Annotated in this window: 27 protein-coding genes; 11 read left to right on the top strand and 16 right to left on the bottom strand. The window is 63.5% G+C overall.

What is annotated here, in order from left to right; genetic code table 11:
* Positions 1-148: 148 nt before the first annotated feature.
* The 4 genes from IC762_RS12765 to IC762_RS12750 all read right to left on the bottom strand — a co-directional run bounded on the left by IC762_RS12765 (position 149) and on the right by IC762_RS12750 (position 4323).
* Positions 149-769, bottom strand: coding sequence for a hypothetical protein (locus tag IC762_RS12765; RefSeq protein WP_195789137.1), 621 nt, complete (start codon positions 767-769; stop codon positions 149-151).
* Positions 770-897: 128 nt separating this feature from the next.
* The gene (locus IC762_RS12760) at positions 898-2400 is read right to left on the bottom strand and encodes an O-antigen ligase family protein (protein ID WP_195790100.1); all 1503 of its coding nucleotides are present in this window, start codon (positions 2398-2400) and stop codon (positions 898-900) included.
* A gap of 24 nt (positions 2401-2424) precedes the next feature.
* On the bottom strand, positions 2425-2967 hold the full coding sequence (locus tag IC762_RS12755) for a hypothetical protein (RefSeq protein WP_246801532.1): 543 nt from the start codon (positions 2965-2967) through the stop codon (positions 2425-2427).
* A 156-nt stretch (positions 2968-3123) separates the two neighbouring features.
* A complete protein-coding gene (locus tag IC762_RS12750) occupies positions 3124-4323 on the bottom strand; it encodes a polysaccharide biosynthesis/export family protein (protein ID WP_195789136.1) in 1200 nt (399 codons plus the stop codon).
* Positions 4324-4616: 293 nt separating this feature from the next.
* On the opposite strand from IC762_RS12750, the gene IC762_RS12745 reads away from it, so the two are divergent.
* The 4 genes from IC762_RS12745 (at position 4617) to IC762_RS12730 (ending at position 7251) form a co-directional block, all read left to right on the top strand.
* Positions 4617-5165: a hypothetical protein gene (locus IC762_RS12745; RefSeq protein ID WP_246801531.1), complete on the top strand. Its 549-nt coding sequence runs from the start codon at positions 4617-4619 to the stop codon at positions 5163-5165.
* A 91-nt stretch (positions 5166-5256) separates the two neighbouring features.
* Complete coding sequence (locus tag IC762_RS12740; RefSeq protein WP_195789135.1) at positions 5257-5541, top strand: hypothetical protein; 285 nt, start codon at positions 5257-5259, stop codon at positions 5539-5541.
* Between the two features lie 139 nt (positions 5542-5680).
* The gene (locus tag IC762_RS12735; RefSeq protein ID WP_195789134.1) at positions 5681-6949 is read left to right on the top strand and encodes a hypothetical protein; all 1269 of its coding nucleotides are present in this window, start codon (positions 5681-5683) and stop codon (positions 6947-6949) included.
* A gap of 80 nt (positions 6950-7029) precedes the next feature.
* Positions 7030-7251, top strand: a complete 222-nt coding sequence (locus tag IC762_RS12730) for a hypothetical protein (protein WP_195789133.1) — start codon at positions 7030-7032, stop codon at positions 7249-7251.
* A 12-nt stretch (positions 7252-7263) separates the two neighbouring features.
* Here the strand turns inward: IC762_RS12730 and IC762_RS12725 are convergent, their stop codons facing one another.
* Complete coding sequence (locus IC762_RS12725) at positions 7264-7629, bottom strand: hypothetical protein (RefSeq protein WP_195789132.1); 366 nt, start codon at positions 7627-7629, stop codon at positions 7264-7266.
* A 512-nt stretch (positions 7630-8141) separates the two neighbouring features.
* Positions 8142-8771, bottom strand: coding sequence for a transglutaminase-like cysteine peptidase (locus IC762_RS12720; RefSeq protein WP_195789131.1), 630 nt, complete (start codon positions 8769-8771; stop codon positions 8142-8144).
* Between the two features lie 195 nt (positions 8772-8966).
* On the opposite strand from IC762_RS12720, the gene IC762_RS12715 reads away from it, so the two are divergent.
* Both IC762_RS12715 and IC762_RS12710 read left to right on the top strand, forming a co-directional pair.
* A complete protein-coding gene (locus tag IC762_RS12715; protein WP_195789130.1) occupies positions 8967-9704 on the top strand; it encodes a metallophosphoesterase family protein in 738 nt (245 codons plus the stop codon).
* A gap of 43 nt (positions 9705-9747) precedes the next feature.
* Positions 9748-10389, top strand: coding sequence for a hypothetical protein (locus IC762_RS12710; RefSeq protein ID WP_195789129.1), 642 nt, complete (start codon positions 9748-9750; stop codon positions 10387-10389).
* A gap of 6 nt (positions 10390-10395) precedes the next feature.
* On the opposite strand, the gene IC762_RS12705 is transcribed toward IC762_RS12710, so the two are convergent.
* The 3 genes from IC762_RS12705 to IC762_RS12695 all read right to left on the bottom strand — a co-directional run bounded on the left by IC762_RS12705 (position 10396) and on the right by IC762_RS12695 (position 11502).
* On the bottom strand, positions 10396-10848 hold the full coding sequence (locus IC762_RS12705; protein WP_246801529.1) for a hypothetical protein: 453 nt from the start codon (positions 10846-10848) through the stop codon (positions 10396-10398).
* 32 nt (positions 10849-10880) lie between these two features.
* Entirely contained in the window at positions 10881-11135 is a 255-nt protein-coding gene (locus tag IC762_RS12700) for a hypothetical protein (protein WP_195789128.1), read from the bottom strand.
* 136 nt (positions 11136-11271) lie between these two features.
* Positions 11272-11502 (bottom strand): hypothetical protein, encoded by a 231-nt coding sequence (locus tag IC762_RS12695; RefSeq protein WP_195789127.1) that lies wholly within the window; start codon positions 11500-11502, stop codon positions 11272-11274.
* A 160-nt stretch (positions 11503-11662) separates the two neighbouring features.
* Here IC762_RS12695 and IC762_RS12690 point away from each other — a divergent pair, with 160 nt between their 5' ends.
* Positions 11663-12793, top strand: coding sequence for a hypothetical protein (locus IC762_RS12690; protein WP_195789126.1), 1131 nt, complete (start codon positions 11663-11665; stop codon positions 12791-12793).
* A gap of 8 nt (positions 12794-12801) precedes the next feature.
* On the opposite strand, the gene IC762_RS12685 is transcribed toward IC762_RS12690, so the two are convergent.
* The 5 genes from IC762_RS12685 to IC762_RS12660 all read right to left on the bottom strand — a co-directional run bounded on the left by IC762_RS12685 (position 12802) and on the right by IC762_RS12660 (position 16113).
* Positions 12802-13041 (bottom strand): hypothetical protein, encoded by a 240-nt coding sequence (locus tag IC762_RS12685; RefSeq protein WP_246801527.1) that lies wholly within the window; start codon positions 13039-13041, stop codon positions 12802-12804.
* A gap of 451 nt (positions 13042-13492) precedes the next feature.
* The gene (locus IC762_RS12680; protein WP_195789125.1) at positions 13493-14512 is read right to left on the bottom strand and encodes an NAD-dependent epimerase; all 1020 of its coding nucleotides are present in this window, start codon (positions 14510-14512) and stop codon (positions 13493-13495) included.
* 138 nt (positions 14513-14650) lie between these two features.
* The gene (locus IC762_RS12675; protein WP_195789124.1) at positions 14651-15052 is read right to left on the bottom strand and encodes a hypothetical protein; all 402 of its coding nucleotides are present in this window, start codon (positions 15050-15052) and stop codon (positions 14651-14653) included.
* Positions 15053-15107: 55 nt separating this feature from the next.
* Positions 15108-15383, bottom strand: coding sequence for a hypothetical protein (locus IC762_RS12670; RefSeq protein WP_195789123.1), 276 nt, complete (start codon positions 15381-15383; stop codon positions 15108-15110).
* A 574-nt stretch (positions 15384-15957) separates the two neighbouring features.
* Positions 15958-16113: a hypothetical protein gene (locus IC762_RS12660; protein ID WP_195789121.1), complete on the bottom strand. Its 156-nt coding sequence runs from the start codon at positions 16111-16113 to the stop codon at positions 15958-15960.
* A 507-nt stretch (positions 16114-16620) separates the two neighbouring features.
* Here IC762_RS12660 and rfbA point away from each other — a divergent pair.
* The gene (gene rfbA / locus IC762_RS12655; protein ID WP_195789120.1) at positions 16621-17505 is read left to right on the top strand and encodes a glucose-1-phosphate thymidylyltransferase RfbA; all 885 of its coding nucleotides are present in this window, start codon (positions 16621-16623) and stop codon (positions 17503-17505) included.
* 5 nt (positions 17506-17510) lie between these two features.
* The gene (rfbB, locus tag IC762_RS12650) at positions 17511-18605 is read left to right on the top strand and encodes a dTDP-glucose 4,6-dehydratase (RefSeq protein ID WP_195789119.1); all 1095 of its coding nucleotides are present in this window, start codon (positions 17511-17513) and stop codon (positions 18603-18605) included.
* A 26-nt stretch (positions 18606-18631) separates the two neighbouring features.
* On the opposite strand, the gene IC762_RS12645 is transcribed toward rfbB, so the two are convergent.
* Positions 18632-18784 carry a hypothetical protein gene (locus IC762_RS12645; protein ID WP_195789118.1) on the bottom strand — a complete coding sequence of 51 codons (153 nt, stop codon included), beginning with the start codon at positions 18782-18784 and terminating at the stop codon, positions 18632-18634.
* A 239-nt stretch (positions 18785-19023) separates the two neighbouring features.
* Here IC762_RS12645 and IC762_RS12640 point away from each other — a divergent pair, with 239 nt between their 5' ends.
* Positions 19024-19998: a Ku protein gene (locus tag IC762_RS12640; protein WP_195789117.1), complete on the top strand. Its 975-nt coding sequence runs from the start codon at positions 19024-19026 to the stop codon at positions 19996-19998.
* Positions 19999-20047: 49 nt separating this feature from the next.
* A complete protein-coding gene (locus tag IC762_RS12635; RefSeq protein WP_195789116.1) occupies positions 20048-20281 on the top strand; it encodes a hypothetical protein in 234 nt (77 codons plus the stop codon).
* 3 nt (positions 20282-20284) lie between these two features.
* On the opposite strand, the gene IC762_RS12630 is transcribed toward IC762_RS12635, so the two are convergent.
* Positions 20285-20449, bottom strand: coding sequence for a Flp family type IVb pilin (locus tag IC762_RS12630; RefSeq protein WP_195789115.1), 165 nt, complete (start codon positions 20447-20449; stop codon positions 20285-20287).
* Positions 20450-20617: the final 168 nt, after the last annotated feature.

Below are 20617 nucleotides of genomic sequence, written 5' to 3'. Positions count from 1 at the left end.
ACTCAATTGCGGTCGCACAAAGGCGTTGGCGCATTACAATTTGCTCAAAAGCTTAACGCCAAAACGCGAAACGGCGCTCAACGACGCGCCGTTTCAACTGTCAAGTGACCCCGTGCCAAGTCAGGTCACAACTTACTCGGTTTGGAGCTCAGCGCGGGCTGACGCTGCTGCCGGAGGCACCGCCGACGCCGCCGCCGCTGATGCTCGACCCGGACGTCGCATAGTGCAGCCCACCGATCGAGCTGGCGCCGGTGCTCGTCCCGCCAAACGCAAAGCCACCGGTGCCGGTCGAACCACCTGCGCCCGAACCACCGCCGCCTGCACCGCCACCGCCGGACGCCGCGATCGCGACGTCACCCGTTGCGGCCTGATACGCAGCGATCACGTCGGCATTCTTCGTCCCCGCAATCGCGGTCTGGATCTCATTGGCGTAGGCTTGGTCGGTCGAGGCCGCCATACGCGCCACCTGGGCGAGGCCGGCGACGATCGCGCGAACCTGCTCCTTCGTCGTGGTCGGATCGGTCAACAGCGAAATGATGCCCGGGAGTGTCGTCGGGTCGGACGCGCCGAGGTCGCGGACGCGGGAGATCAGCTGCGGGCCGCCCTGGTACTGCTGTAGCAGGGTCTTCGGCGAGGCCTTGAAATCGGTGATGACTTGGGGCGGCAGCTGGCGCTGCGGCGGATAGACGGCGGCGCTTGCCGCCGTCGAAATCGTCGCCGCGACGGCTGCGGCCGCAGCCAGACGAAGCGCAAAGCTGAAAACGCTCATAACAAATCTCCAAATATCGACTGCCGCTTGCAGCGGACAAAATGGCTGTGCATTGCAGAAACTAGCTGAAGCCGATGGAACTGTCCACTTAATCTAAAGACTTCGTAAATAGCGCAACTGCTTCAAATCTAGACACTTTTATGAAGCTCCGGTGTCCGTCGGGCAGTCCCGTTACGGCTCGCGCCCGGCTCCTCCTCGCGCGGATTTTGCGGCACCATCTCGACCCGTCCGGCAGCCTCGGTGCTGCGCAAGGATTGCGCCAGCCCCACGCCGAAAAGTGCAAAGAACGGAATGCTGTAACCGGGGACTTGAAGGGTGAAGTCGAGGCACGAATGCAGCAGCGACAGGGTCGCGGTGGCCGCCGCTGCCAGCGGGATGATGGCGTCGCGCCGGCGTCCGAACACGCCCTTGGCGAGGATGACGAACATGATTGCCCATGCGGCCGCCACCAAAAGCGCCATCGGGATGCCGACCTCGGAGGCAAGCTCGAGCGGCGTGGAATGCGCCGCATCCCAGATGCCGCGAATCGAGATGTTCGGGCTGCGGTAGGGCGGGAAGGCCCATTGGAAGGTGCCCATGCCGGTGCCGAACCAGGGATTGTCGGCGATGATATGCAGCGTGGATTTCCAGGCCTCCACCCGCCCCTCGTCGACCAGGCCCTGGCTGTCGAAGCGGCTGGAGACCCGGCCGCCGAGCAGCTGCAGCAGGCCGAGCGCGACCGCGACGCCCGAGCCGAGCGAAATCCAGATGCCGATGCGCGGCGGCAGATCTTTGCGCAGGAATACGGTGAACGACACGATCATGGCGAGCAGCGATAGGCCGACGCCAGCGCGCGAGGTGGTCATGAACATCGCCATCAGGCAGATCAACAGCGCGGCGAGCTGCGGCAGGATCTCGCGTGGCGGGATGTCGGAGACATCCCGCCACAGCCGCCGCCATTCGAGGTGCCGTTCGGGAAGCCGGCGGCGCACGTCCTCAAGGATCAGCAGCATCCAGATCACCGCGGACGAGCCGAAATAAGCTGCCGCCGTGTTGCGGTTGATGAAGGTGCCGGTGACGCTGCCGAGATAATACTGCTTGTCGCGCCACAGGATCATGGTCGGCTCGATCAGGAACGACAACACGCCATACAGCGCATAGAGGCTGCCGGAGATCGCGATCACCCACAGGATCTGCCGCGCCCGGCCACGGTCCGCACCGACGCAGATTCCGAGCAGGATGGCGAGGATATTCGCAAGCGGCGCCCCTAGTGCGAAGAACGCCTCGTTCTTCACAATCGAGGCCGACGGCGCGATCGGCACGCCGAGCAGCTCCGAGGCCTGCTTCCAGATCGGATGAAACGGGGCAACCCAGGGATGGTCGGAGAGCTGCTCGTGCAGCACGAAGGCGTAAGCCACGACGATCACACCGATGCCTGCGATCATCCACAAATGCGGGCGGCGCAGATCGCGCAACGGCGCCACCATCAATGCGACGCCGAGGCACAAGCACCAGAACGCAATCGAAATGTCGTTGGTCGAGCCGAACGGAAACGGCGCGCTGGCGACGACGAAAAACAGGATGAACGTAGCCGGCAGGCTCCAAGACCAGGAGATATTGGACCAGCTGATGTTGGGAAGCCGAAGGCGCATCGTCGTCAAGGCCGGGGCCTGTTCTTAAAGGAAGCAATCGAACGGATAGATCTTCAGGTCGACATTCAGCCTGCTGTCCCGGGTCTGCGCCCGAAACGCATAGAATGGCCCGAGACTATCACTCCCCGGCTCGAGCTTTATTCCCGGGGTCAGTTCGTCAGGCGGCACGAGCAGCCCGATGTGACGGTTGATGGCTGAGATGGCGATCCGGTGCTCGCCCTCGCCAAACTCCCCGGCAAGCTGCGTCACGGTGACCTTCGGCAGCCCTCGCCGCTGATGGCACTTCTCCTCCTCCCACAGCTTGGTCTGTCTGACGAGCGGTTCACCCGCCTTGTCCGGCACCACGATATCCGAAAAGGCGGGATGCAGCATGCCGAAAAACCGGCTCTCCATGGAGTTGGCCGAAAGTCTGACGGTGAAGGTCAGCGAGCCCTTGGCGCGGCGCAAACGCGCGAGGATCGGCGAGTTGGGCTCGGCCGAGACGACGACATCGATCCGATGGCGGACCCCCATCGTCGTCTGGGCCGGCGCAGCTTCGCGACCGGGCCCGCAGATGACCGCCACCACGATCAGAGCGCGGCAAAGCCATGGCTGCCTGCAATGCATAAGGGCTCCCGAAGGGCGGCGAAATGACCTCGATCCAAGCGAAGGATTGCATCTAAACGAAAATGGCACCGGGACAAAGCCCGGTGCCATCTGTCTCGCAGCCTTCGCGCCTTAACCTTACGGCGCGAGCTTGATGTTGTTGCGGAAGATCAGCGAGTCGTTGGCGAGGTTCACCGCATCGCTGCCCGTACCCATGATCACCCGGAGGTAAGTCAGGAACTTGGTGACTTCGACGTTGCGCGAGTTCGAGACGTAGATGATGTCCTGGTTCTTCATCATGACCTTTGTGGCCAGGAAGAAGCCGCCGGGATCGCGCAGGTTCACGCTGAAGATCACCGGAATGGTGTCGGACGTGTACTTGCTGACGTCGATGCCGAGCTGTTGGGCGACGTCACGCGGCTCGCGGCGATACATGAACACGGCGGCCGGATCGGCTTGGGCGTCGAGCAGACCACCGGCCTTGCCGACAGCTTCGCTCAGATTGATTCGCCAGGCATCGAAATTGAACTCGCCGCTCTGGCCGCTGGCGCCGAACGCCATGAACTTCTGCTGCTCGCGATAGACATAGATGCTGTCGTCGGGCCGCACATAGATGTTGTTCTCGGGCGCCATCACGAGATTTTCGAACGGCACGGTCGCCCGCTTGCCCTTGCGCTCGAGCATGACCCAGGTCTCGAAGCCCTGGCCCTTGATGCCGCCGGCACGGGTGATGGCATCGAGCACGCGATCCTTGGCACCCGCGGCGCTCGCCGGATAACGCGCCGGCGCGTTGACTTCACCCTGCACGCTGATCAGCTGGGTGCGCTGCGACGACATCGAGACCACCGCCTGCGGCTCGATGGCGCGGTTGGCGATCTTCTCGACGATCGCGCGCTGGATATCGACGGCGGTCTTGCCATCGGCCTTGATCTGGCCGGCATAAGGTACCGTGATGAAGCCGTCATTGTCGACAGTCTGGTCCGGGATCGTCACGTAGTTGCCCGGACGGACGCCGGCTTCCGCCGGGATGAACAGACCGCCCGCGGCGGCTTCGAAGATCGTGACGCTGACCACGTCGCCGATGCCGAACACGATGCTCGCCGGCGGCCGCTGGTCGGTGAAGGCACCCGCGAGCCCCTGCGGCTCGTGCGTGTGAAGGATCTTCACCGTCGCGTTGTTGATCGGAATGAGCTCAAACTGCGGACCGTTGGCCGTCTGCTGCGACAGCACGTCGTCGGTCAGCGGTCCCGAACCAGGATTGGTCGAGCAGGCCCCGAGGGCCAGCGCGGCGGCCAGAAATACCGGCCGAAATACAAAGGTCTTGGCAAAGGAATGCATGAATCGCGCCCCAGAAATCCCCAATTGGGGAAATTGGTACGGCGTCGAGGGCGGTGCGGCAAGGGTTCCAGGCCGGAACAGGGTGGTTAACGGCGCAATGAGTCCGACAGTGTTGCGTGGCGGTGACTCTTTCGCAGCCCGACCAATTGTTTATGACTAAACGATGTACTTTCTTTGCCGCTTCTGAGTGCAAATTGATTGTAGGTAGACATCCCCCCCACGGCGCGCCTGATCTCATTCCGCGCACTGTCGTTGGTAAGAAGCCATTCTCGCGATCCAAGGAGCCTTCGAACGTGCCGACTTTGGCTGTTGCTCTCGCTGGACTGGTCTCCAGCCATCTCGTTGCGGCTCCCGCCGACCGGTCGTGCGCAGGCGATCTGTCGCGGTCGTCCTGCATCGTCCAGACGGCCGCCCCCTCCTCCGCCTGGAAGTTCACCCGGACCCAGGGCGCCAAGGAGGGCGAGACCTTAGCCGCCATCATGAAGACCGCCGACACCGCCCAGTCCGACCCGGACTTTGCCGGCCTGATCGTGCGCTGCGCACCGAAGGGCAAGGTCGACGTGCTGGTGGCCCTGATCCGCCCGTTCCCGCCACGCAGCCATCCCCAGGTGACGATTGCCTCGGCGGGCGGCGGCAGCCTGACGTTCGAGGCCAGCATGGCCGGAGCAGGCGTAGCCGTGCTGTTGCCCGACGAGGTGTCGGCCTTTGCTGCGGCAAAATGGCAAACCACGCCCTCGCTCGCGATCAGCGTGAAAGAAAACGACAGCGAGATCAAAGGGATGGTCGCGCTGAACGGGCTCCGCGAAGCCTATAATTCGCTGCTCGCCAGCTGCAGCCTGTAAAATTAGCCGCAAAGGATAAAATCACTGTCCTCAACTTAATGCCGTTTTAAGGCCACAAACGGCACTCTCCGAAGCACTGGAGTGCTTTGGAATGACCGCGATTTTGATTTTGACCTTTCTCGTCGGAGCCGTGCTGGGCCAGCGCTTCCAGGTGCTGGTGCTGCTGCCGCTGACCTTTGTCATGGCGCTGATTGCGATCCCGGCCGGGCTGATCGCCAACCTCAGCTTTCTCGATGCGTTGAAGGATCTCGTGCTCGGCGCCCTGGTGCTGCAAGCGGGCTACCTCTTCGGATCGGCGGTGCGCTATTGGCTTGCCGCCGCCCGTGCGACACGCGTCTTGCCCCGTCCCTTCAAGGCCGCGAAGACCGCGCGCTGACCCCCACGCAAACGCTTCGCGCTTGTCGCGACGCTAAAGCGCGTGCATCCGCGTCTTGTGATGCGCCCCTGCTTGAAAACCGACTGACGGCTTGTATGGTGGCCCGCGCTGGTCCCAGACATTGCCTCGAGCGCGCCGTTTGTCCCTCGCTTATTTTGCCCTCATCGTTTCCATCGTTTCTGCTTCCAATCTCGACATTGCCGGCGCCAGATTCGGCGCGCAGCTCGGGACGATGGCCGCGGCGTTGAGCCTGCTGGCGGCCTCGCTCTCCGCCCGCAAGGCCGACTACGATCACTATCTACGCGCGTCAGCCTGGGTGCGCTGGGCCCTGTTCGTCATTCCCACACTGATCGCGGTCCAACTGGTCCCAATATGGCTTCCGCTGGCGCACCCGATCTGGAGCAGCGCCCATGACGCCCTGGGCGGCCTGCCGACCGGCTATGTCACGGCCGATCTCGGCCTGACGCTGGGCGCGCTGGTCTTGGAGCTATCAGCCATCGCGCTAATCGGCGTCGCGATCGTGGTCGCCCGCGATCGCAGCCGCGCCGAGCTGATCCTGTTCGTCCTCGCCGGCGTAACCGCGGTGTCGGCCTTGGCGCTGGACCTGCACCGCTCGGTGCCGGGGCTGGTCAGCGCCGAAACGGTCGATGGCGCCCCTGCCCTGGCCGGGTTCGGCCTGGTGCTCAATCTCGCGGTGATGCAGCTCGCCGCCGAGCGGGCCGAGACCCATCACGCGCTGTCGCGCTCGGTCGCGATCGGCCTCGCCGGCCTTGCCGGCGTCCTGATCAGTGCGGTTGCGATCTTTGGCTTCGCCAGCACCAACAGCGCGGTCGCCGCGACCTTCGGCATGGTGCTGCTGCTGCTCATCCTCGTCATCCGCAGGCTCGATCTGTCGACGATCGCCGCTACCGCTCTATCGGTCGCTGCCCTGGTCGGCGCCGGCATCGTGCTGGCGTTCGTGTTCGAGAAGAGCACCGGCCTGACGCTGTTGCGGCTTGTCCCGCCACTGCCGGCCGAGACCACGGCCGCGCTGGAGCGCATGCTGGCCGATACGAGGTGGCTCGGCGCGGGCGCCGGCAGTTTTGCGGCCGTCGGCCAGATCTATCAAAGCGACGCCGCCGCGCTCCTCACCGCGCCCTGCGCTGCCGTCGGCATTTTTGCCGATACCGGCTGGATCGGTCTCGCGGCCGCGATTATCGTTGCGGCTGCGCTGCTGATCCGTTTGTTCTTCGGCGCGTTACAACGTGGTCGTGACTCGTTCTTTCCCGCGGCGTCAGCCGGATGCCTCTGCTTTGCAATGGTCGAGGCATTCGCCGGTCCAGGCTTGCTGCGGCCGGGAGCGGTGATCTGCCTTGCGGCAATCATCGGACTCGGGCTGTCGCAAAGCGTCGGCCAATCCGGACGATGAGCCTGATCCGGGAAAGTGCGAAGTGGTTTTCCGAGAAGATCATGCTCAAAATAAAAGCGTGTTCGAACATGAGGGACTTCATGACTAAGCTTGCTCTTGTCATCGCCGCAGCGGCCGCGGTCGCTTACAGCTCTCCGTCCTGGTGCCAGGGCACCAAGGACAACCAATCGACGCAATCGCAGACGTCGCGCGGCACCGGCGGTTCAAAACCTGACCCGATGGGCGGCGCCATGAAGGGGACAGGGACCCCGAACTTCGGCACCAGCCCCGGCATGGGGTCCGACAAGAAGTCGCAACGCTAGACAGATCGGCTCCTAGCGCGGCACGACGTCGACCTCGATGACGGACGTGCCGCGCACCTTGCGATTTTCGCCGGTGATTTCCAGCCTGAAGCTGTCGGCAGCATCGGTCGCCGGCGCCGTGTAGCGGAACGATGGTCCAGACAGCGTGAGCGTGCCTGCCTTCGGCGGATCGACGATCCGCACCTGATCGATCAGCATCGTTTTGCCGCGGAGGCCCTGAAGACACTCGGCCCAGCGCGCCACCTCGATGGTCCAATGGACGGTATCGGAATTCAACTGAGCCAGTCTGGGGCGGGACAGGCACTCTCCCGCCGGGGCGCGCCCAATCGCGCCAAACGCAGCAATGCAAATTCCTAAAGCAACGATCTTCCCGTCCATGCAGCATGTCCCCCGGCCGGCAGCATCATGGGAGCCATGAAGCTATCACGCGCCGGCCGCAGTCAATGCGGAAGCCGTGTCGGCCATCCAGCGAAACAAAACGTCACGAACATCGCGCGATCGCTGACCGGAGAGGACTGATACCCTCATAACGCGCGGTGATGAATTCCTTAACGGCACGTTCAAGCCCGTCAGCTTTGCTGGCCGGCACGATGCATGATCGAACAACCTTGAACCGGATGCCCCTCGTAGTGAGGACCGCGATCTACTCGGTCCTGGTGCTCATCGGTGTTGCGGGTGTTGCCCTCGATCTCGCACGAACGCGATTGAAGATCGCGTTCGGACTTGACCGCGAGCGCCGGCGAACGCCTCAGATCGACTGGTCATCCGAGCGCAGGATCTCGGAGCGGAGCGCTGCGGCCAGCCGAGATGACATGATCTGAAGTGATTTGCGTTCGGCCATGCTCCCCGTCACAGGCTCCAGCCGGACGAGGAGACGCCAACCGACATTGTCAGACCGTGCGGTCGCCCAGCGCCGCCCAGTAGTTCGGGTTCTTCGGGGTCTGGATGCGGACCCAGCGATACGGCTTCTTCGACCACGGCGAGATGTGGCCGGAGAGATTGTCCAGCACGAGGTCGCCAGAGAAGGTCCGCACCACGACCACGAGGTGATGCTCGCCCCAGGTGGTGACGACCTCGCTCAGCAGCAGCGAATGGGCCGGCCAGCCCTTGGCGATCAGGTCGTGACGTTTTGTCACGGCATAGTCGTTGCAGTCACCGCTCACCGGATGCAGCAGCCACTTCTCGCCGCGCAGGCCTTCCAGGTTGGGCTCGGGACGGATCGCGCGGTTGACCAGCGCGTTGACTTCCTGCAGCTGCGCCATCCGTTCGTCGGTCAATTTCAGGCGACCGCCCCTGAACATCATCCGGTGCGGCCTGCACTCGCCTTCATATTTCAGGCAGAACATCGTGAACGCCATCGGCGGCAGCGTCGGCTGATCGAACTTGATGTACTGGATGGCACCGCGCAGGCCCATCGGCGCGCCGACGAATGCAGCCTTCGCGCCCGGCGTGACACCGATCCCCAATACCGCCGCGGCGATCGCCAACGATCCTGCGACGAATTTTGCAACTTTGCGCATTTTGCGCTCCCCCGTTCTTGTTGGGGGAAACCTACAAAGCGCGCGTTGAGATCACGCTCACCGGCCAGGGCGTCATTGAATCAAAGTCAAATCATCTCTTTGGCAAACAATTAACAATACCGTTGCAGAGCTTGTTCTGTTACCAGCGAGGGATGATCTGGCAGCATCCAGATTCGCCAGGATTCAATCGGCAATATGGGCCTTTCCAGACGTTTCCGTAAGAAACCAAGACCGCGGCTTCCCGACGGTCTTCGGGTCTACGCGATCGGCGACGTGCATGGCCGGGCCGATCTTCTTCAATCGCTGTTAACGGTGATCGATGCCGACCTCGCGCGCTCGGCGCCGGAGCGCGCGATCCAGGTCTTCCTCGGCGACTATGTCGATCGCGGACCGGACTCCCGCGCGGTGCTCGACCTGCTGATCGATCGTTCGCAGACGCACGAGACGGTCTGCCTGAAGGGCAATCACGAGGTGTTCCTGCTCGAGGTCCTCAACGATCCGGCCCGGCTGCAGGAGTGGCGGCACTATGGCGGCCTGCTGACGCTCGTCTCCTACGGCATCACGCCGACGATGAATCCCTCGGCCGAACAGCAGGTCGAGCTGATCGATCGGCTGAAGCAGGTGATCCCGCCCGAGCATCTGGCGTTCCTGCAGCAGCTGCCGTCGAGCTTCACCTGCGGCGACTACTTCTTCGTCCATGCCGGCATCAAGCCGGGCGTGCCGCTCGACCGCCAGCGCGACGAGGACATGCTCTGGATCCGTGACGAATTCCTCGAGTCGGAGGAACGGTTCGGCAAGTACATCGTCCACGGCCACACGCCGGTCCCCACCCCCGACATCCGTCCCAACCGGATCAACATCGACACCGGAGCCTATGCGACCGGCAACTTGACCCTGCTGACGATCCAGGGTGATAGTCTGCTGGCGATTTAGGCGGCCAATTTTTCTGCGCTTCGGCAATCATCGAGTTTTCACCATGCAGCAGCTGACCTTGCTTCGCGCGCTCGGCGCCTGCGTCGCAGTCGCGCTTGCGACCTACGCCGGATTGAGCTTCGTCGGCGACCTCGCGCAGCCAGCATTTCATGCAAGCGATCTGTTCCTTGGCCGTTCGCCTGCACCCGGCGCGCCCTCGGCCGGGTTGGCAGCGCGCCTGTCGCTCAATGGCGATTTGCTCGCCGACGCCGCCGCCGTGAAGGCAGCGAAGCCGCTCGGTACGCCCGGCAACGCCGAAGACAACACGAACGCCCAGGACGCCGTGGTCGCCGCGCTCGACATCTCCCCGATCAGGCCCGCGCTCTGGCTCGCGCTGGGCCAGCTCAGGACCGGATCGAGCGCCGCTGTCGCCCCGGCGCTGAAGATGTCCTATTTGACCGGCACGGTGCCGGTAGAGGTCGCATTGGCCCGGCTGCAAGCCGTCACGTCGACGCCGGCCGCCCTCGACGAGGAGGTCAAGCTGCTGGCGCAGTCCGACGTCCGCGCGACGCTTGCCAACGGGTCTCATTTCCAGGCGCCGCTGATCGGCGTCTACGTCAAGGCAACGGCAGCAGGAAAGGCGCTGCTGCTGGATGCGACGCGATCGATCGATCCGAAATTCAACGCCACTTTGCAGCGTTACTGACGCGTCTCAGCGGCCTGGCTTCGGATTGACGGGCACAAAATCCTCCGGGCTGCGCGGCTGGTCCGGCCGTCCCTGGTAGATGAACATCCCCTGCGACGTCGTGACGATATCGCCGGGGTGCAGGCTGTCGTCATTGAGAATGCGCCGGTTTGCGGCGAGGTCCGGGTCTTCCGGAACAGGCAAATAGGCCTGCGGATTCTCCCGACGCTCCCTGGCGACCTCCTTGGCGCGCTGCCTCGCCGCATCGATCCGTTGCCGCCATTGATCGCGTGAGGGCTCCGGCGCGTCGGTATTGGGCGCCTCGCCAGCCGTAGCGCCCGGCTCGTCCTGCTCGGCGGCGATGCTCGTTGCAGGCAAAACGGCAAGGACGACGGCAAGACCGACAGCAATGGCCAGCAACGCTAGCCGCATCCGGCTCAGGCGGACGGACAGACCTCTCTCGGTCGGATGCAGCGTCATGGCGCCCTGGATCGAACCTGTCCCAGACGGCGTTACCGCCGGCCCGTGCCGCTGCCCCGCGTGCGGGGGCCGTGATAGACCCGGGCGCGGCCGCGAACGACGGGAGGTGCCTGGATCCCGGTCGGAATATTGCGGGTCGCATTGGGCCGTGCCGGCTGCGACGGATTGACGATGATCACGTTGTGGTTCGGTGTCGAGGGATCATTGACCCCTTGCGCCCGGGCGCCGGCAGGGATCGTCAGTGCAATCACGGTCAGAGCCAGATATATCGCAGCAAAGCGCTTCATCGCAAAACCCTCTCGCGCACCAACGCCGAACGCCGCGCCGCTGTTCCCGATCGCGGGCTCGCGATCCCCGTCGCGCGTCAGCGATCCCCATCGCGCTTCAGCGATCCCCATCGCGCGTGAGCGATCCGATCGCGTGCTAGCGCGGCACGGCGGTCAGCTTGCCGTCTTTCCAAACGCCCTGAGCGGTGACGCCGGTCCCGGACAGGTTCCGGATCGCCGTCGGCCGCGACGCGGTCTGCGTGGTTTGGGTCGTCGTCTTCTTGGTGCTCTGGGTCACCGGAAAGTTGGCCGGATCCTTGATGCCCTGCGCCAGCGCGGGCTGCATGAGGAACGCCGAAACGAAGAGAGCCGTGACGAGGCCGCGCATGGTCGGACACCCCTTAAGAAATTTCGCCGGAATGTTGCAGGTTTTTCCGCAAAAGCAAGCCCGTTGCCGTAGCTTCCCGAGGATGCTGCGTCGGTATGTCCCTGTAACGCGTGCAAATTTCTGGCGAAGCAGCGCTTTCCGGGTTAGGTGATCGGCTCCGATGAGCGAGACCAGCAAGACGGCTGATGCGGACGCGGCAACCGAAGCCATGGCGGCCGGGTTCGTGCGCATTCTGGCGGGCCGGGTCCAGTCGATCTCGCGCAACCCGGCGCAGATGCGGGAGATGGTCTACGAGCTGGCACGGATCAAGCTGCTCGAGCAATTCACCCATGACGACGCCGGCCGCGCGCGCGAGATCCTGGGCGCCTTCGATCGCGCCGTCGAGGCGGTCGAGGAAACGTTGGCGCAGGAAGCCGCGGCTGCGCCGCCCGCTCTCCCGCCGGCCGCGACGTCCGAGCCGGGCAATCGCGCATCCCTGCTGCGCAAGATCGAAGCGGAGATCGGCCGGGCCGGCACGCCGGCCGACCGGGCGAAACGCAGCGGAGCCCTCACAGTCGTCATGCGATTGGCCGCCGTGCTCCTGCTGGTTGCAATCATCGGCGCCGCCGCAGTCTTTTGGCCACGCATCAGAACACAGTTCGCCGCGCTGTCACAGCGCTCACCACCCGTCGCGCAATCCACTCAGGCTCCGGCAGCCCCGCCGCCCGAGCGCCAGGCCGCCGAGCCTCAGCCGGCGCCGCAACCCGCGCAACCCTCGATGCCGTTACCGGTCACCTTCGGCGTCTACGCGCTGTCCGATGGCGAGTTGCAGGAGCTGAAGCCGGTGCCCGGCAAGGTGCCGGACCGCCGTGTCGCAATTTCGGCCGCCATAAATACGCCGAGTGCGACCACGGTGAGCAATGGCGACGTCAAGTTCATCGTGTTCAGGCCCGATGGCGCCCTCGATTCCAGCACGGCCGAGGTCCGCGTCGTCGCCAGAGTGTCGCGCGCGATGGGCATCGACGCTTCGGGCAAAGCGGCGATGGTCAATGCAGGCGACTCTTGGGTGATCAGGAGCATGTCGTTCGCCTACAAGGTCGGACCGGTCGAGGATCAGCCGCGGATGGTGCTGCTGCAAGCCGAGCAGGACGGCTTCGCGCTGACGCCGGGGCGCTACGTCGTCGTGGTCAGGGGTATTGGCTACGACTTCACGGTGGCCGGCCAGGTCACCGATCCCGATCAATGCGTCGAGCGCTTCAACGCCACCAACGGCGCGTTCTACTCGCCGTGCCCGCCGCCCAAAGGGCGATGAGCAAAGCGTCATTTGCTTGGCTTGGCGTCCGCAGGCTTGCTGTCCGCCGCCGGCGGATCGTCCACCTTGCCGTTGTTGTCGACGCACTTCTTGAAGTATTCGCGCTGTTCCTTGGCGGAGCCCTTTGCGCTGCCGGCCGCGGGGTTGCCGATCTGCTTCGGCGGGAAGGCCTTCGACACCGCAGCGTCGCAGGCGCGCGCCACTTCCGCCGTAATAGCCCATGCCGACGCCGGCGCGGCCAGCGCCAACCCAAACGCAATTCCCATCGTTGCCTGAATGTTTCTGACGGACACGTCGCCTGCTCCTCAATCGCGAAACCGCATTCGATCGGCGGACCATAGCAAAAATCATCCGGACGCCAAGCGTCCGAACGCCATGTGAGCAATGCGACATGTGAGCAATGTGAGTGGGCTTACGCCGTCGCGCGCGATCAGGACCGGTCGGTTCGCGGCAGGGTCGCCGTGCGGCCGACCACGCGCAGATGCGACACGCGAACCGGAACGGCGTGAAGACGTATGTTGCGAAACCGGCGCCGATATTCGGACGGCGGAATTCGCCGCCACACCATCAGGGCGCCGATGCCAAAGCTGCCGAGAACCCAGCAGCCCATGATGATAAGGAATATCCGCATGGTCAGGGGTAACGCGCTCTGCCGGGGATGGTTCCGGCCTCTCGGCGGCGGATCCGGCAGGTTTCGCTTTAGACCCGATGATAGGCCCGATACCACGCCACGAATTTGGCCACGCCGTCCTCGATCCTGGTCTGCGGCCGAAACCCGATCTCGCGCGCAAGGTCGCTGGTGTCGGCGAACGTCTCCAGCACGTCGCCCGGCTGCATCGGCATCAAGTTCTTCGCGGCCTGCTTGCCCAGCCCCTGCTCGAGCAGTGCCACTACATGCATCAGCTCTTCCGGCCTGTTGTTGCCGATATTGTAGATGCGCCAGGGCGCCTTGCTCGAACCCGGATCCGGATGATCGCCGGACCAGTCCGGATTGCCCGCCGGCGCGTGGCCGATCAGCCGCACCATCGCTTCGGTGACGTCGTCGACATAGGTGAAGTCGCGCCGCATGTTGCCGTTGTTGAACAGGTTGATCGGCCGCCCGCTGGTGATGGCGTCGGCGAACAGATAGAGCGCCATGTCCGGCCGGTACCACGGCCCATACACGGTGAAGAAGCGCAGGCCCGTCGTCGGCAGGCGATAGAGGTGGCTGTAGGAATGGGCCAGCAGCTCATTGGCCTTCTTGGTCGCCGCATAGAGGCTGATCGGGTGATCGACATTGTCGTGCACCGAGAACGGCAGCCTGGTGTTGGCGCCGTAGACCGAGGACGACGAGGCGAACAGCAGGTGCCGACACGCGGTGTGCCGGCAGCCTTCGAGCACGTTCAAGAAGCCTTCCAGATTGGAATCTGCATAGGCGTGCGGATTCTGCAGCGAATAGCGCACGCCGGCCTGGGCGGCGAGATGCACCACGATTTCGAACCGGTCGCGCTCGAACAGCTCTCGCATCGCCGCCCGATCGGCGAGGTCGACCTGGTGAAAGGTGAAGCCGGAGCTCTGAGTCAGGCGATCGAGCCGTGCGCGCTTCAGCGCGGGATCGTAATAGTCGTTGAGATTATCGATGCCGATGACCGGCTGCCCTGACCGGAGCAAATGGTCGGCCAGATGATAGCCGATGAAGCCGGCGCAGCCGGTGACCAGCAGATTGCCCTGTAGCGCCATGTGCCTGCCTGCCCCCAGCCCTCAGGCTCAAAAAATGGGCCGCAAAAGTAAATGACGACCGCCAAAAGCGCACCGGGCCGCGGCCGGCGGCCCCTGCATATCAAGATGCTTGTCTGGTAATCGGCCCTTGCAGCCGGTTCAAGGCTTGAAATCCGGAAACCGGCTCAGAACCGCGGCTTTCATGAACTTGAAGTGGGAGATTTCGGTCGCCAGCTCCTTGAGGCGGCGCTGGCCGTTCGAAATCTCCTTGTCGAACAGGTCCTGGTGGTAATTGTCGAGGGCTTCGCGCTCGAGATATTCGTCGGTGCCGTTGCCCAGGGTGACGGCGGCGCGGGCCAGCACGTCCTCGACCCGGCCGCTGAGGCCGGCCTGCTCGCTCTCGGCCGCCTGCAGGGCGGTGTCGATGGCGGTCACGATCGAGGCGATCCTGTTGCGGTCGGTCTCGGCGTCGCGTTCCGCGGAGCGCGCCTTGAACCCCTCGCCGCCAAGCCGCGATCTGACGAGATTTTGCGCACGGGACTGCAAAAACAGCTGAAACATGTTGGCGAATCCGATCCGGGCCTGGTCAGGCGGCGCGTCTCAGCGTCGCCCGGGCTTAGTTAAAGACCGGTAAATTCCTGCCCCCGCCAGCGCGGCGATCGGCCACCCATCTGAGCCAGGCCATGTCGTGCTTGCCATAAAGCTCGAGCCAGCGTCGTTCCGGGCCCGACACCGGCAGATCGCCACCGGCGCCTTCGCCATGAAACAGCGCGAGGCTTGCCTCCAGCCGCTCGAATTCTGACGTCTCCTCGACGGTCAGCCCGACAAGCACGCGGCGTCCATAGCCGTCCATGACGTAGCGCCTGGGCGGGTTATTGGTCGGATCATTCATGCTGTGACAACTCTCGCGCGATCCGCGGGCCCGGTCCGAACATCGAGGCGCCGCCGATGCCGTGAGCGCCACAAACTGGTAATCTAGCTCTTCGATCGCGTTCCGCAAGATCACGCGGCAACGCCACCGGACGTCTCCGCCCTGCCAATGTCATGCCAGTGAACCAAGAGGGGCGACACGCGGCGTCTTCGCTCGAGACGGCCTGCGCTCTAGAACGCCCGACGCGGATGGCCGAACATGCTGGTCGGGGATTTTGCCGCCACGCCGCCCGACGGCGTCGCTTGATACGGCCAGCTCGCCAGGTAATGCGCGCGGCGCCGTTGCGACCGCCAGGCGCGCGTTGCATATCCGGCGAAGTATCCCGCAGCAAACATCGCTGCGAGAATCGAGAGAGCCATGGCCATCGCAGTGTCCCTGTTCGGCAATTATTCTTGCCGAATTTAGAGTGCGAAGTTGTGACCACATGATGGTTCAGCGCGCCGAAAGATTGGTCATCGATTGAAAATTTTGTGCAAACGAACGATGCGATTGTGACCAGCAGCGGTCAGATGCGTCTGATGAAATCAAATACGTCTTATGAAAAAAACCACAGAACGAATTTCACGAACATCGAGCTCAGAAGATAGATCCACCCCACCATCGCCAGCACCGTCAGTGCGACGAACGCTCCGGAAAGGCTCCTTTCCTTGAAGCGCAGCAACAGCGACATCTTCTCGGGCTGGGAGGACATATCGAGGCTCGACAACGATTCGGACTTCCTATCAATCAAATTCAATAATCTCATGACGCAAATGGTCCAAGCCGTCCGAGCCGCCCGGTCATCAAATCGCCGATCGGACTCCTGAAATCAAAGTCCGTTCTAGCGACGTGAAGCAACGCGCACAACGAGATCTGCAATTTAACCTAACTGATTGTGGTTACCGGCGAGGTGGGAGCTGAATTCCGCGGCAACATAGCAGCGATCATTTCCAACAAATGTGAGCGCGTCCACACTTCAGGATGCTTACGCGCAACAGTTTTCCCGGCGTGCGCTGAATGAGAATCGCGATGTGCCGCTGCGCGGTCGTCTCAAACGCGCCCGCGAAGCGCGCCGGGCTCTCGCTGCGACGTGCAAGCCCATGCCGAGACGGGGTAATTCCGACCCAAGGGGCGTCAAGGGGCGTGCTGCGGCGCCCTACCGGCGGTCAAATCTGTGCTAGAGGTTGACCGGGCAATCAATTCCTGCGGGCGAGGCGCGATGAAGGGGATCATTCTTGCGGGCGGGACCGGGACCCGGCTCTATCCCGTGACGACGGTCGTCTCCAAGCAATTGTTGCCGGTATTCGACAAGCCGATGATCTATTATCCGCTGTCGACGCTGATGCTCGCGGGCATCAAGGATATCCTGATCATCACGACGCCTGACGATCAGCACCTGTTCCGGAGGCTGCTCGGCGAAGGTAGCGAGATCGGACTCAAGATCTCCTACGCCGCACAGGATACGCCGCGCGGCCTGGCCGATGCCTTCATCGTCGGGCGCGACTTCGTAGGCCACGACAATGTCGCGCTGATGCTCGGCGACAACATCTTTTACGGTCACGGTCTTGGCGACAAATTGAAGCGGGCCGGCAGCCGGCCGAGCGGCGCGACGATCTTCGGCTACACGGTGTCCTCACCACAAAGTTACGGCGTGGTCGAGCTCAATGCGCAAGGGCGGCCAGTCTCGATCGAGGAGAAGCCGGCGCATCCGAAATCCGACGTCGCGGTGACCGGGCTCTATTTCTACGACAACGCGGTCCTCGACATCGCGGCGTCGATCAAGCCGTCGACGCGGGGCGAGATCGAGATCACCGATATCAACCGCGTCTATCTCGAACGCGGCGAGCTCTTTGTCGAGATGTTCCACCGCGGCTTCGCCTGGCTCGACACCGGAACGCATTCGTCACTGGTCGAGGCCAGCCATTTCGTCCAGATCCTGGAACAGCGGCAAGGCCTGCGGATCGCCTGCATCGAGGAGATCGCGCTGCGGATGGGAAACATCACGCTCGACCAATTCCACGCGCTGGCGCAGCGCTCGGCGCGGAGCAGCTATGGCGAATATCTGCTCTCGGTCTATCACAGTTTTGCGAAGTCGCAGCGCTAGCCACGATGAGTGAGAGCCGATCAACGATCTTCGTAACAGGCGGCGCCGGTTTCATCGGTTCCGCTGTGATCAGACACCTGTTCGACGCGACCAGCGTTGCGATCGTCAACATCGACAAGCTGACCTACGCATCGAGCCTGGATTCGATCCCCCAGGCCGTGGCACACTCCGCGCGCTATGCGCTGGCAAAAACGGACATCTGCGATGGCGAAGCGCTGCGCGCGCTGTTTGCAAGGTATCAGCCGCGCGGCGTGATCCATCTTGCGGCCGAAAGCCACGTCGACCGCTCGATCGACGGTCCGCAGGAGTTCATCAGGACCAACATCACCGGCACCTTCACGCTGTTGCAGGAGGCGCTGCGCCACTTCCGGACGTTAACGCCGTCGGCGCGCAGTGCCTTCCGCCTGCTGCATGTCTCCACCGATGAGGTGTTCGGCTCGCTCGGTCCCGGCGGCGCGTTCACGGAAGCAAGCCCCTACGCGCCGAACTCGCCCTATTCCGCCAGCAAGGCCGCATCCGACCATCTGGTCCGCGCCTGGTGCGAAACCTACGAATTGCCGTGCCTGGTCTCGAACTGTTCGAACAATTACGGACCCTATCAGTTTCCCGAGAAGCTGATCCCCCACATGATCATCAAGGCGCTCGCCGAGGAACAGCTCCCGGTCTATGGCGACGGCGGCAATGTCAGGGACTGGCTCTACGTCGAGGATCATGCCCGCGCGCTGCACACGATCCTCGAACACGGGCGCGTCGGCGAGACCTATAATGTCGGCGGCCGCAACGAGCGAACCAATCTCGACGTGGTCAAGGATCTCTGCACGCTGCTCGACCGCCTGCAACCGTCAGATCACGGCGACCGCAGCCAGCTGATCTCGTTCGTGACCGATCGCCCCGGCCATGACCGCCGCTACGCGATCGATGCCTCGAAGCTCGAGCGCGAGCTCGGCTGGGCCGCACAAGAGAATTTCGACAGCGGGCTCGACAAGACCGTCCGCTGGTATCTCGCCAACAGGCCGTGGTGGCAGTCGATCCGGACCTCCGGCTACGAGGCCAGGCGGCTGGGACTTGCCGATCCCCTCGCCGCCCGGCCGCGCGAATAGTGTCCCCGAAAAGCGCGCGCCAACCGCTACACCCTGAAAAACACAAACCAGATGGTGCCGAGGATCAGGACCGCGAGCCCCGTCGAGGCTGCAAGCAGCGCGAGGACCGAAGGGCCCGGCTCGGCCTGGCGGGCTTCGGTCGGGGTTTCGATGATCTGACCGTGTCGTTCCATTGCCATGGGGACCTCACTGCGTAAGTGCCTGTAATTCCGGGCCGATTGCCCGCCCCCTCGAACAGCCAACGCATGATGCCGAGCGATGTTCCGAGCCCGAATGCAGGCCTTGGTCACGGCGACAAACCGACGCAGCGGGTAACCACGGTTAACGCCGTTGCCAGATTTCGCAGGCGCGCAATGTCTAAAATGCGCCTTCCCGTGTTATCCTTGAGTGTTCCGTCGTTGCGTCCTCGGAGTATCCCATGGCCCCCCGCGCCAACTGGAAAGGCTTTTTGCGCCTTTCGCTCGTGACCTGCCCGGTTGCCCTCTACCCGGCGACGTCGGATACCGAAAAGGTCTCCTTCAACCAGATCAACCGCAAGACCGGCCATCGCATCAAATACGCCAAGGTCGATGCGGAGACCGGCGAGGAAGTGTCGTCCGACGACATCATGAAGGGCTACAAGGTCGACACCGACACCTACATCGAGGTCACCAAGGACGAGCTCGACGATATCGCGCTGGAATCGACCCGCACCATCGAGATCGACGAATTCGTGCCGCGGTCCGAGATCGACAGCCGCTATCTGATCCGCCCCTATTATCTCGTGCCCGACGGCAAGGTCGGCCATGACGCCTTCGCGGTGATCCGCGAGACCATCCGCAGCCTGAACAAGGTCGCGATCGGCCGCGTGGTGCTGACCAATCGCGAGCACATCATCGCGCTCGAGCCGCTCGACAACGGGCTGATGGGCACGCTGCTGCGCTACCCCTACGAGGTGCGCAGCGAGAAGGAATATTTCGACGACATCCAGGACGTGAAGATCACCAAGGACATGCTGGATCTCGCCAAGCACATCGTCGAGCAGAAGTCGGCCGAGTTCGAGCCCGAGGAGTTCGAGGACCGCTACGAGCAGGCGCTGATCGACCTGATCAATCAGAAGCGAAACGGCATCAAAGTCGAGAAGCCCGCGGCGAAGACGAGCGGCAACGTCATCAACCTGATGGACGCGCTGAAGAAGAGCCTCGCCAACGAGAAGCAGGCCGCGCCCGCCAAGGCCGAAGGCAAGGCAAAGGCCAAGAAACCGAAGAAGCGCGTCGAGGGCCAGCGTGAGATGCTGCTGCCGATCTCGGGCAGCGGCAAGCGCGAGCCCAAGGAAGTCGCGAAGCCTGAGCCGAAGAAGGCCGAGAAGCCGGCCCGCGCGCAAGGCACCGCTTCGCGCAAGAAGGCGGGCTGAGCGGGCAGCCCGCGGCGGACCATGATGATCCAGATCCGCCGCGCCTGAGATGCCCTGGTCGACGCCCTTCGACGAGCCGATCGCGCTGGGCCGCGGCGGGGCGCTCGTGACGCTGCAACAGGCGGCCGACTACATCATGAAACTGCCCGAAGATGCGCAAGCCGAGACGCGCTGGCAGGTCGCGGTCGAGCACCTGATCAATGCGGCGGAACGCGGCGGCGGCTGGCTGATGTTCGCGCGCATCGCGATGTTGCGCGCGTTGAATGGGGAAGACGAGGACTAGCCCCTATTTCAGCGCCGTGCTGTAGGACACGAAGCGGCCGCTGAGGTTGGTGCCGATACCGGCGACGACGGTAACGATCACGATGCTGATTCCGGCCGCGACAACCGCATACTCGATGGACGTCGCCGCGTCCTGATTGCGCAGAAATCTTGCCAGCAACCCACGCATGAAAAGCTCCTGTCGACGTCCGCGGAGTTTCTTCCGCGCCGTGGCAATATGCCAGCAAAACTAGGTTCCATTGGTTGACGGCGCGTTGATGGACAGGATGAACGATCGCTTAAGGGCGATCCGGGTTTTCACCGACATGCCTGCCTGCGTCATTTCCGCCCGGCGGCC

It is taken from the genome of Bradyrhizobium genosp. L (assembly GCF_015624485.1).
GTDB lineage: Bacteria > Pseudomonadota > Alphaproteobacteria > Rhizobiales > Xanthobacteraceae > Bradyrhizobium.
The sequence above is the reverse complement of the archived record's forward strand: the minus strand, read 5'-3'. Positions and strand labels throughout refer to the sequence as shown.

Coding starts and splice junctions, on each gene's coding strand:
- IC762_RS12765 (WP_195789137.1), bottom strand. CDS start 769: ATGAGCGTTTTCAGCTTTGCGCTTCGTCTGGCTGCGGCCGCAGCCGTC.
- IC762_RS12760 (WP_195790100.1), bottom strand. CDS start 2,400: ATGCGCCTTCGGCTTCCCAACATCAGCTGGTCCAATATCTCCTGGTCT.
- IC762_RS12750 (WP_195789136.1), bottom strand. CDS start 4,323: ATGCATTCCTTTGCCAAGACCTTTGTATTTCGGCCGGTATTTCTGGCC.
- IC762_RS12740 (WP_195789135.1), top strand. CDS start 5,257: ATGACCGCGATTTTGATTTTGACCTTTCTCGTCGGAGCCGTGCTGGGC.
- IC762_RS12730 (WP_195789133.1), top strand. CDS start 7,030: ATGACTAAGCTTGCTCTTGTCATCGCCGCAGCGGCCGCGGTCGCTTAC.
- IC762_RS12725 (WP_195789132.1), bottom strand. CDS start 7,629: ATGGACGGGAAGATCGTTGCTTTAGGAATTTGCATTGCTGCGTTTGGC.
- IC762_RS12720 (WP_195789131.1), bottom strand. CDS start 8,771: ATGCGCAAAGTTGCAAAATTCGTCGCAGGATCGTTGGCGATCGCCGCG.
- IC762_RS12715 (WP_195789130.1), top strand. CDS start 8,967: ATGGGCCTTTCCAGACGTTTCCGTAAGAAACCAAGACCGCGGCTTCCC.
- IC762_RS12710 (WP_195789129.1), top strand. CDS start 9,748: ATGCAGCAGCTGACCTTGCTTCGCGCGCTCGGCGCCTGCGTCGCAGTC.
- IC762_RS12705 (WP_246801529.1), bottom strand. CDS start 10,848: ATGACGCTGCATCCGACCGAGAGAGGTCTGTCCGTCCGCCTGAGCCGG.
- IC762_RS12700 (WP_195789128.1), bottom strand. CDS start 11,135: ATGAAGCGCTTTGCTGCGATATATCTGGCTCTGACCGTGATTGCACTG.
- IC762_RS12695 (WP_195789127.1), bottom strand. CDS start 11,502: ATGCGCGGCCTCGTCACGGCTCTCTTCGTTTCGGCGTTCCTCATGCAG.
- IC762_RS12690 (WP_195789126.1), top strand. CDS start 11,663: ATGAGCGAGACCAGCAAGACGGCTGATGCGGACGCGGCAACCGAAGCC.
- IC762_RS12680 (WP_195789125.1), bottom strand. CDS start 14,512: ATGGCGCTACAGGGCAATCTGCTGGTCACCGGCTGCGCCGGCTTCATC.
- IC762_RS12675 (WP_195789124.1), bottom strand. CDS start 15,052: ATGTTTCAGCTGTTTTTGCAGTCCCGTGCGCAAAATCTCGTCAGATCG.
- IC762_RS12670 (WP_195789123.1), bottom strand. CDS start 15,383: ATGAATGATCCGACCAATAACCCGCCCAGGCGCTACGTCATGGACGGC.
- IC762_RS12660 (WP_195789121.1), bottom strand. CDS start 16,113: ATGTCCTCCCAGCCCGAGAAGATGTCGCTGTTGCTGCGCTTCAAGGAA.
- rfbA (WP_195789120.1), top strand. CDS start 16,621: ATGAAGGGGATCATTCTTGCGGGCGGGACCGGGACCCGGCTCTATCCC.
- rfbB (WP_195789119.1), top strand. CDS start 17,511: ATGAGTGAGAGCCGATCAACGATCTTCGTAACAGGCGGCGCCGGTTTC.
- IC762_RS12645 (WP_195789118.1), bottom strand. CDS start 18,784: ATGGCAATGGAACGACACGGTCAGATCATCGAAACCCCGACCGAAGCC.
- IC762_RS12640 (WP_195789117.1), top strand. CDS start 19,024: ATGGCCCCCCGCGCCAACTGGAAAGGCTTTTTGCGCCTTTCGCTCGTG.
- IC762_RS12635 (WP_195789116.1), top strand. CDS start 20,048: ATGCCCTGGTCGACGCCCTTCGACGAGCCGATCGCGCTGGGCCGCGGC.
- IC762_RS12630 (WP_195789115.1), bottom strand. CDS start 20,449: ATGCGTGGGTTGCTGGCAAGATTTCTGCGCAATCAGGACGCGGCGACG.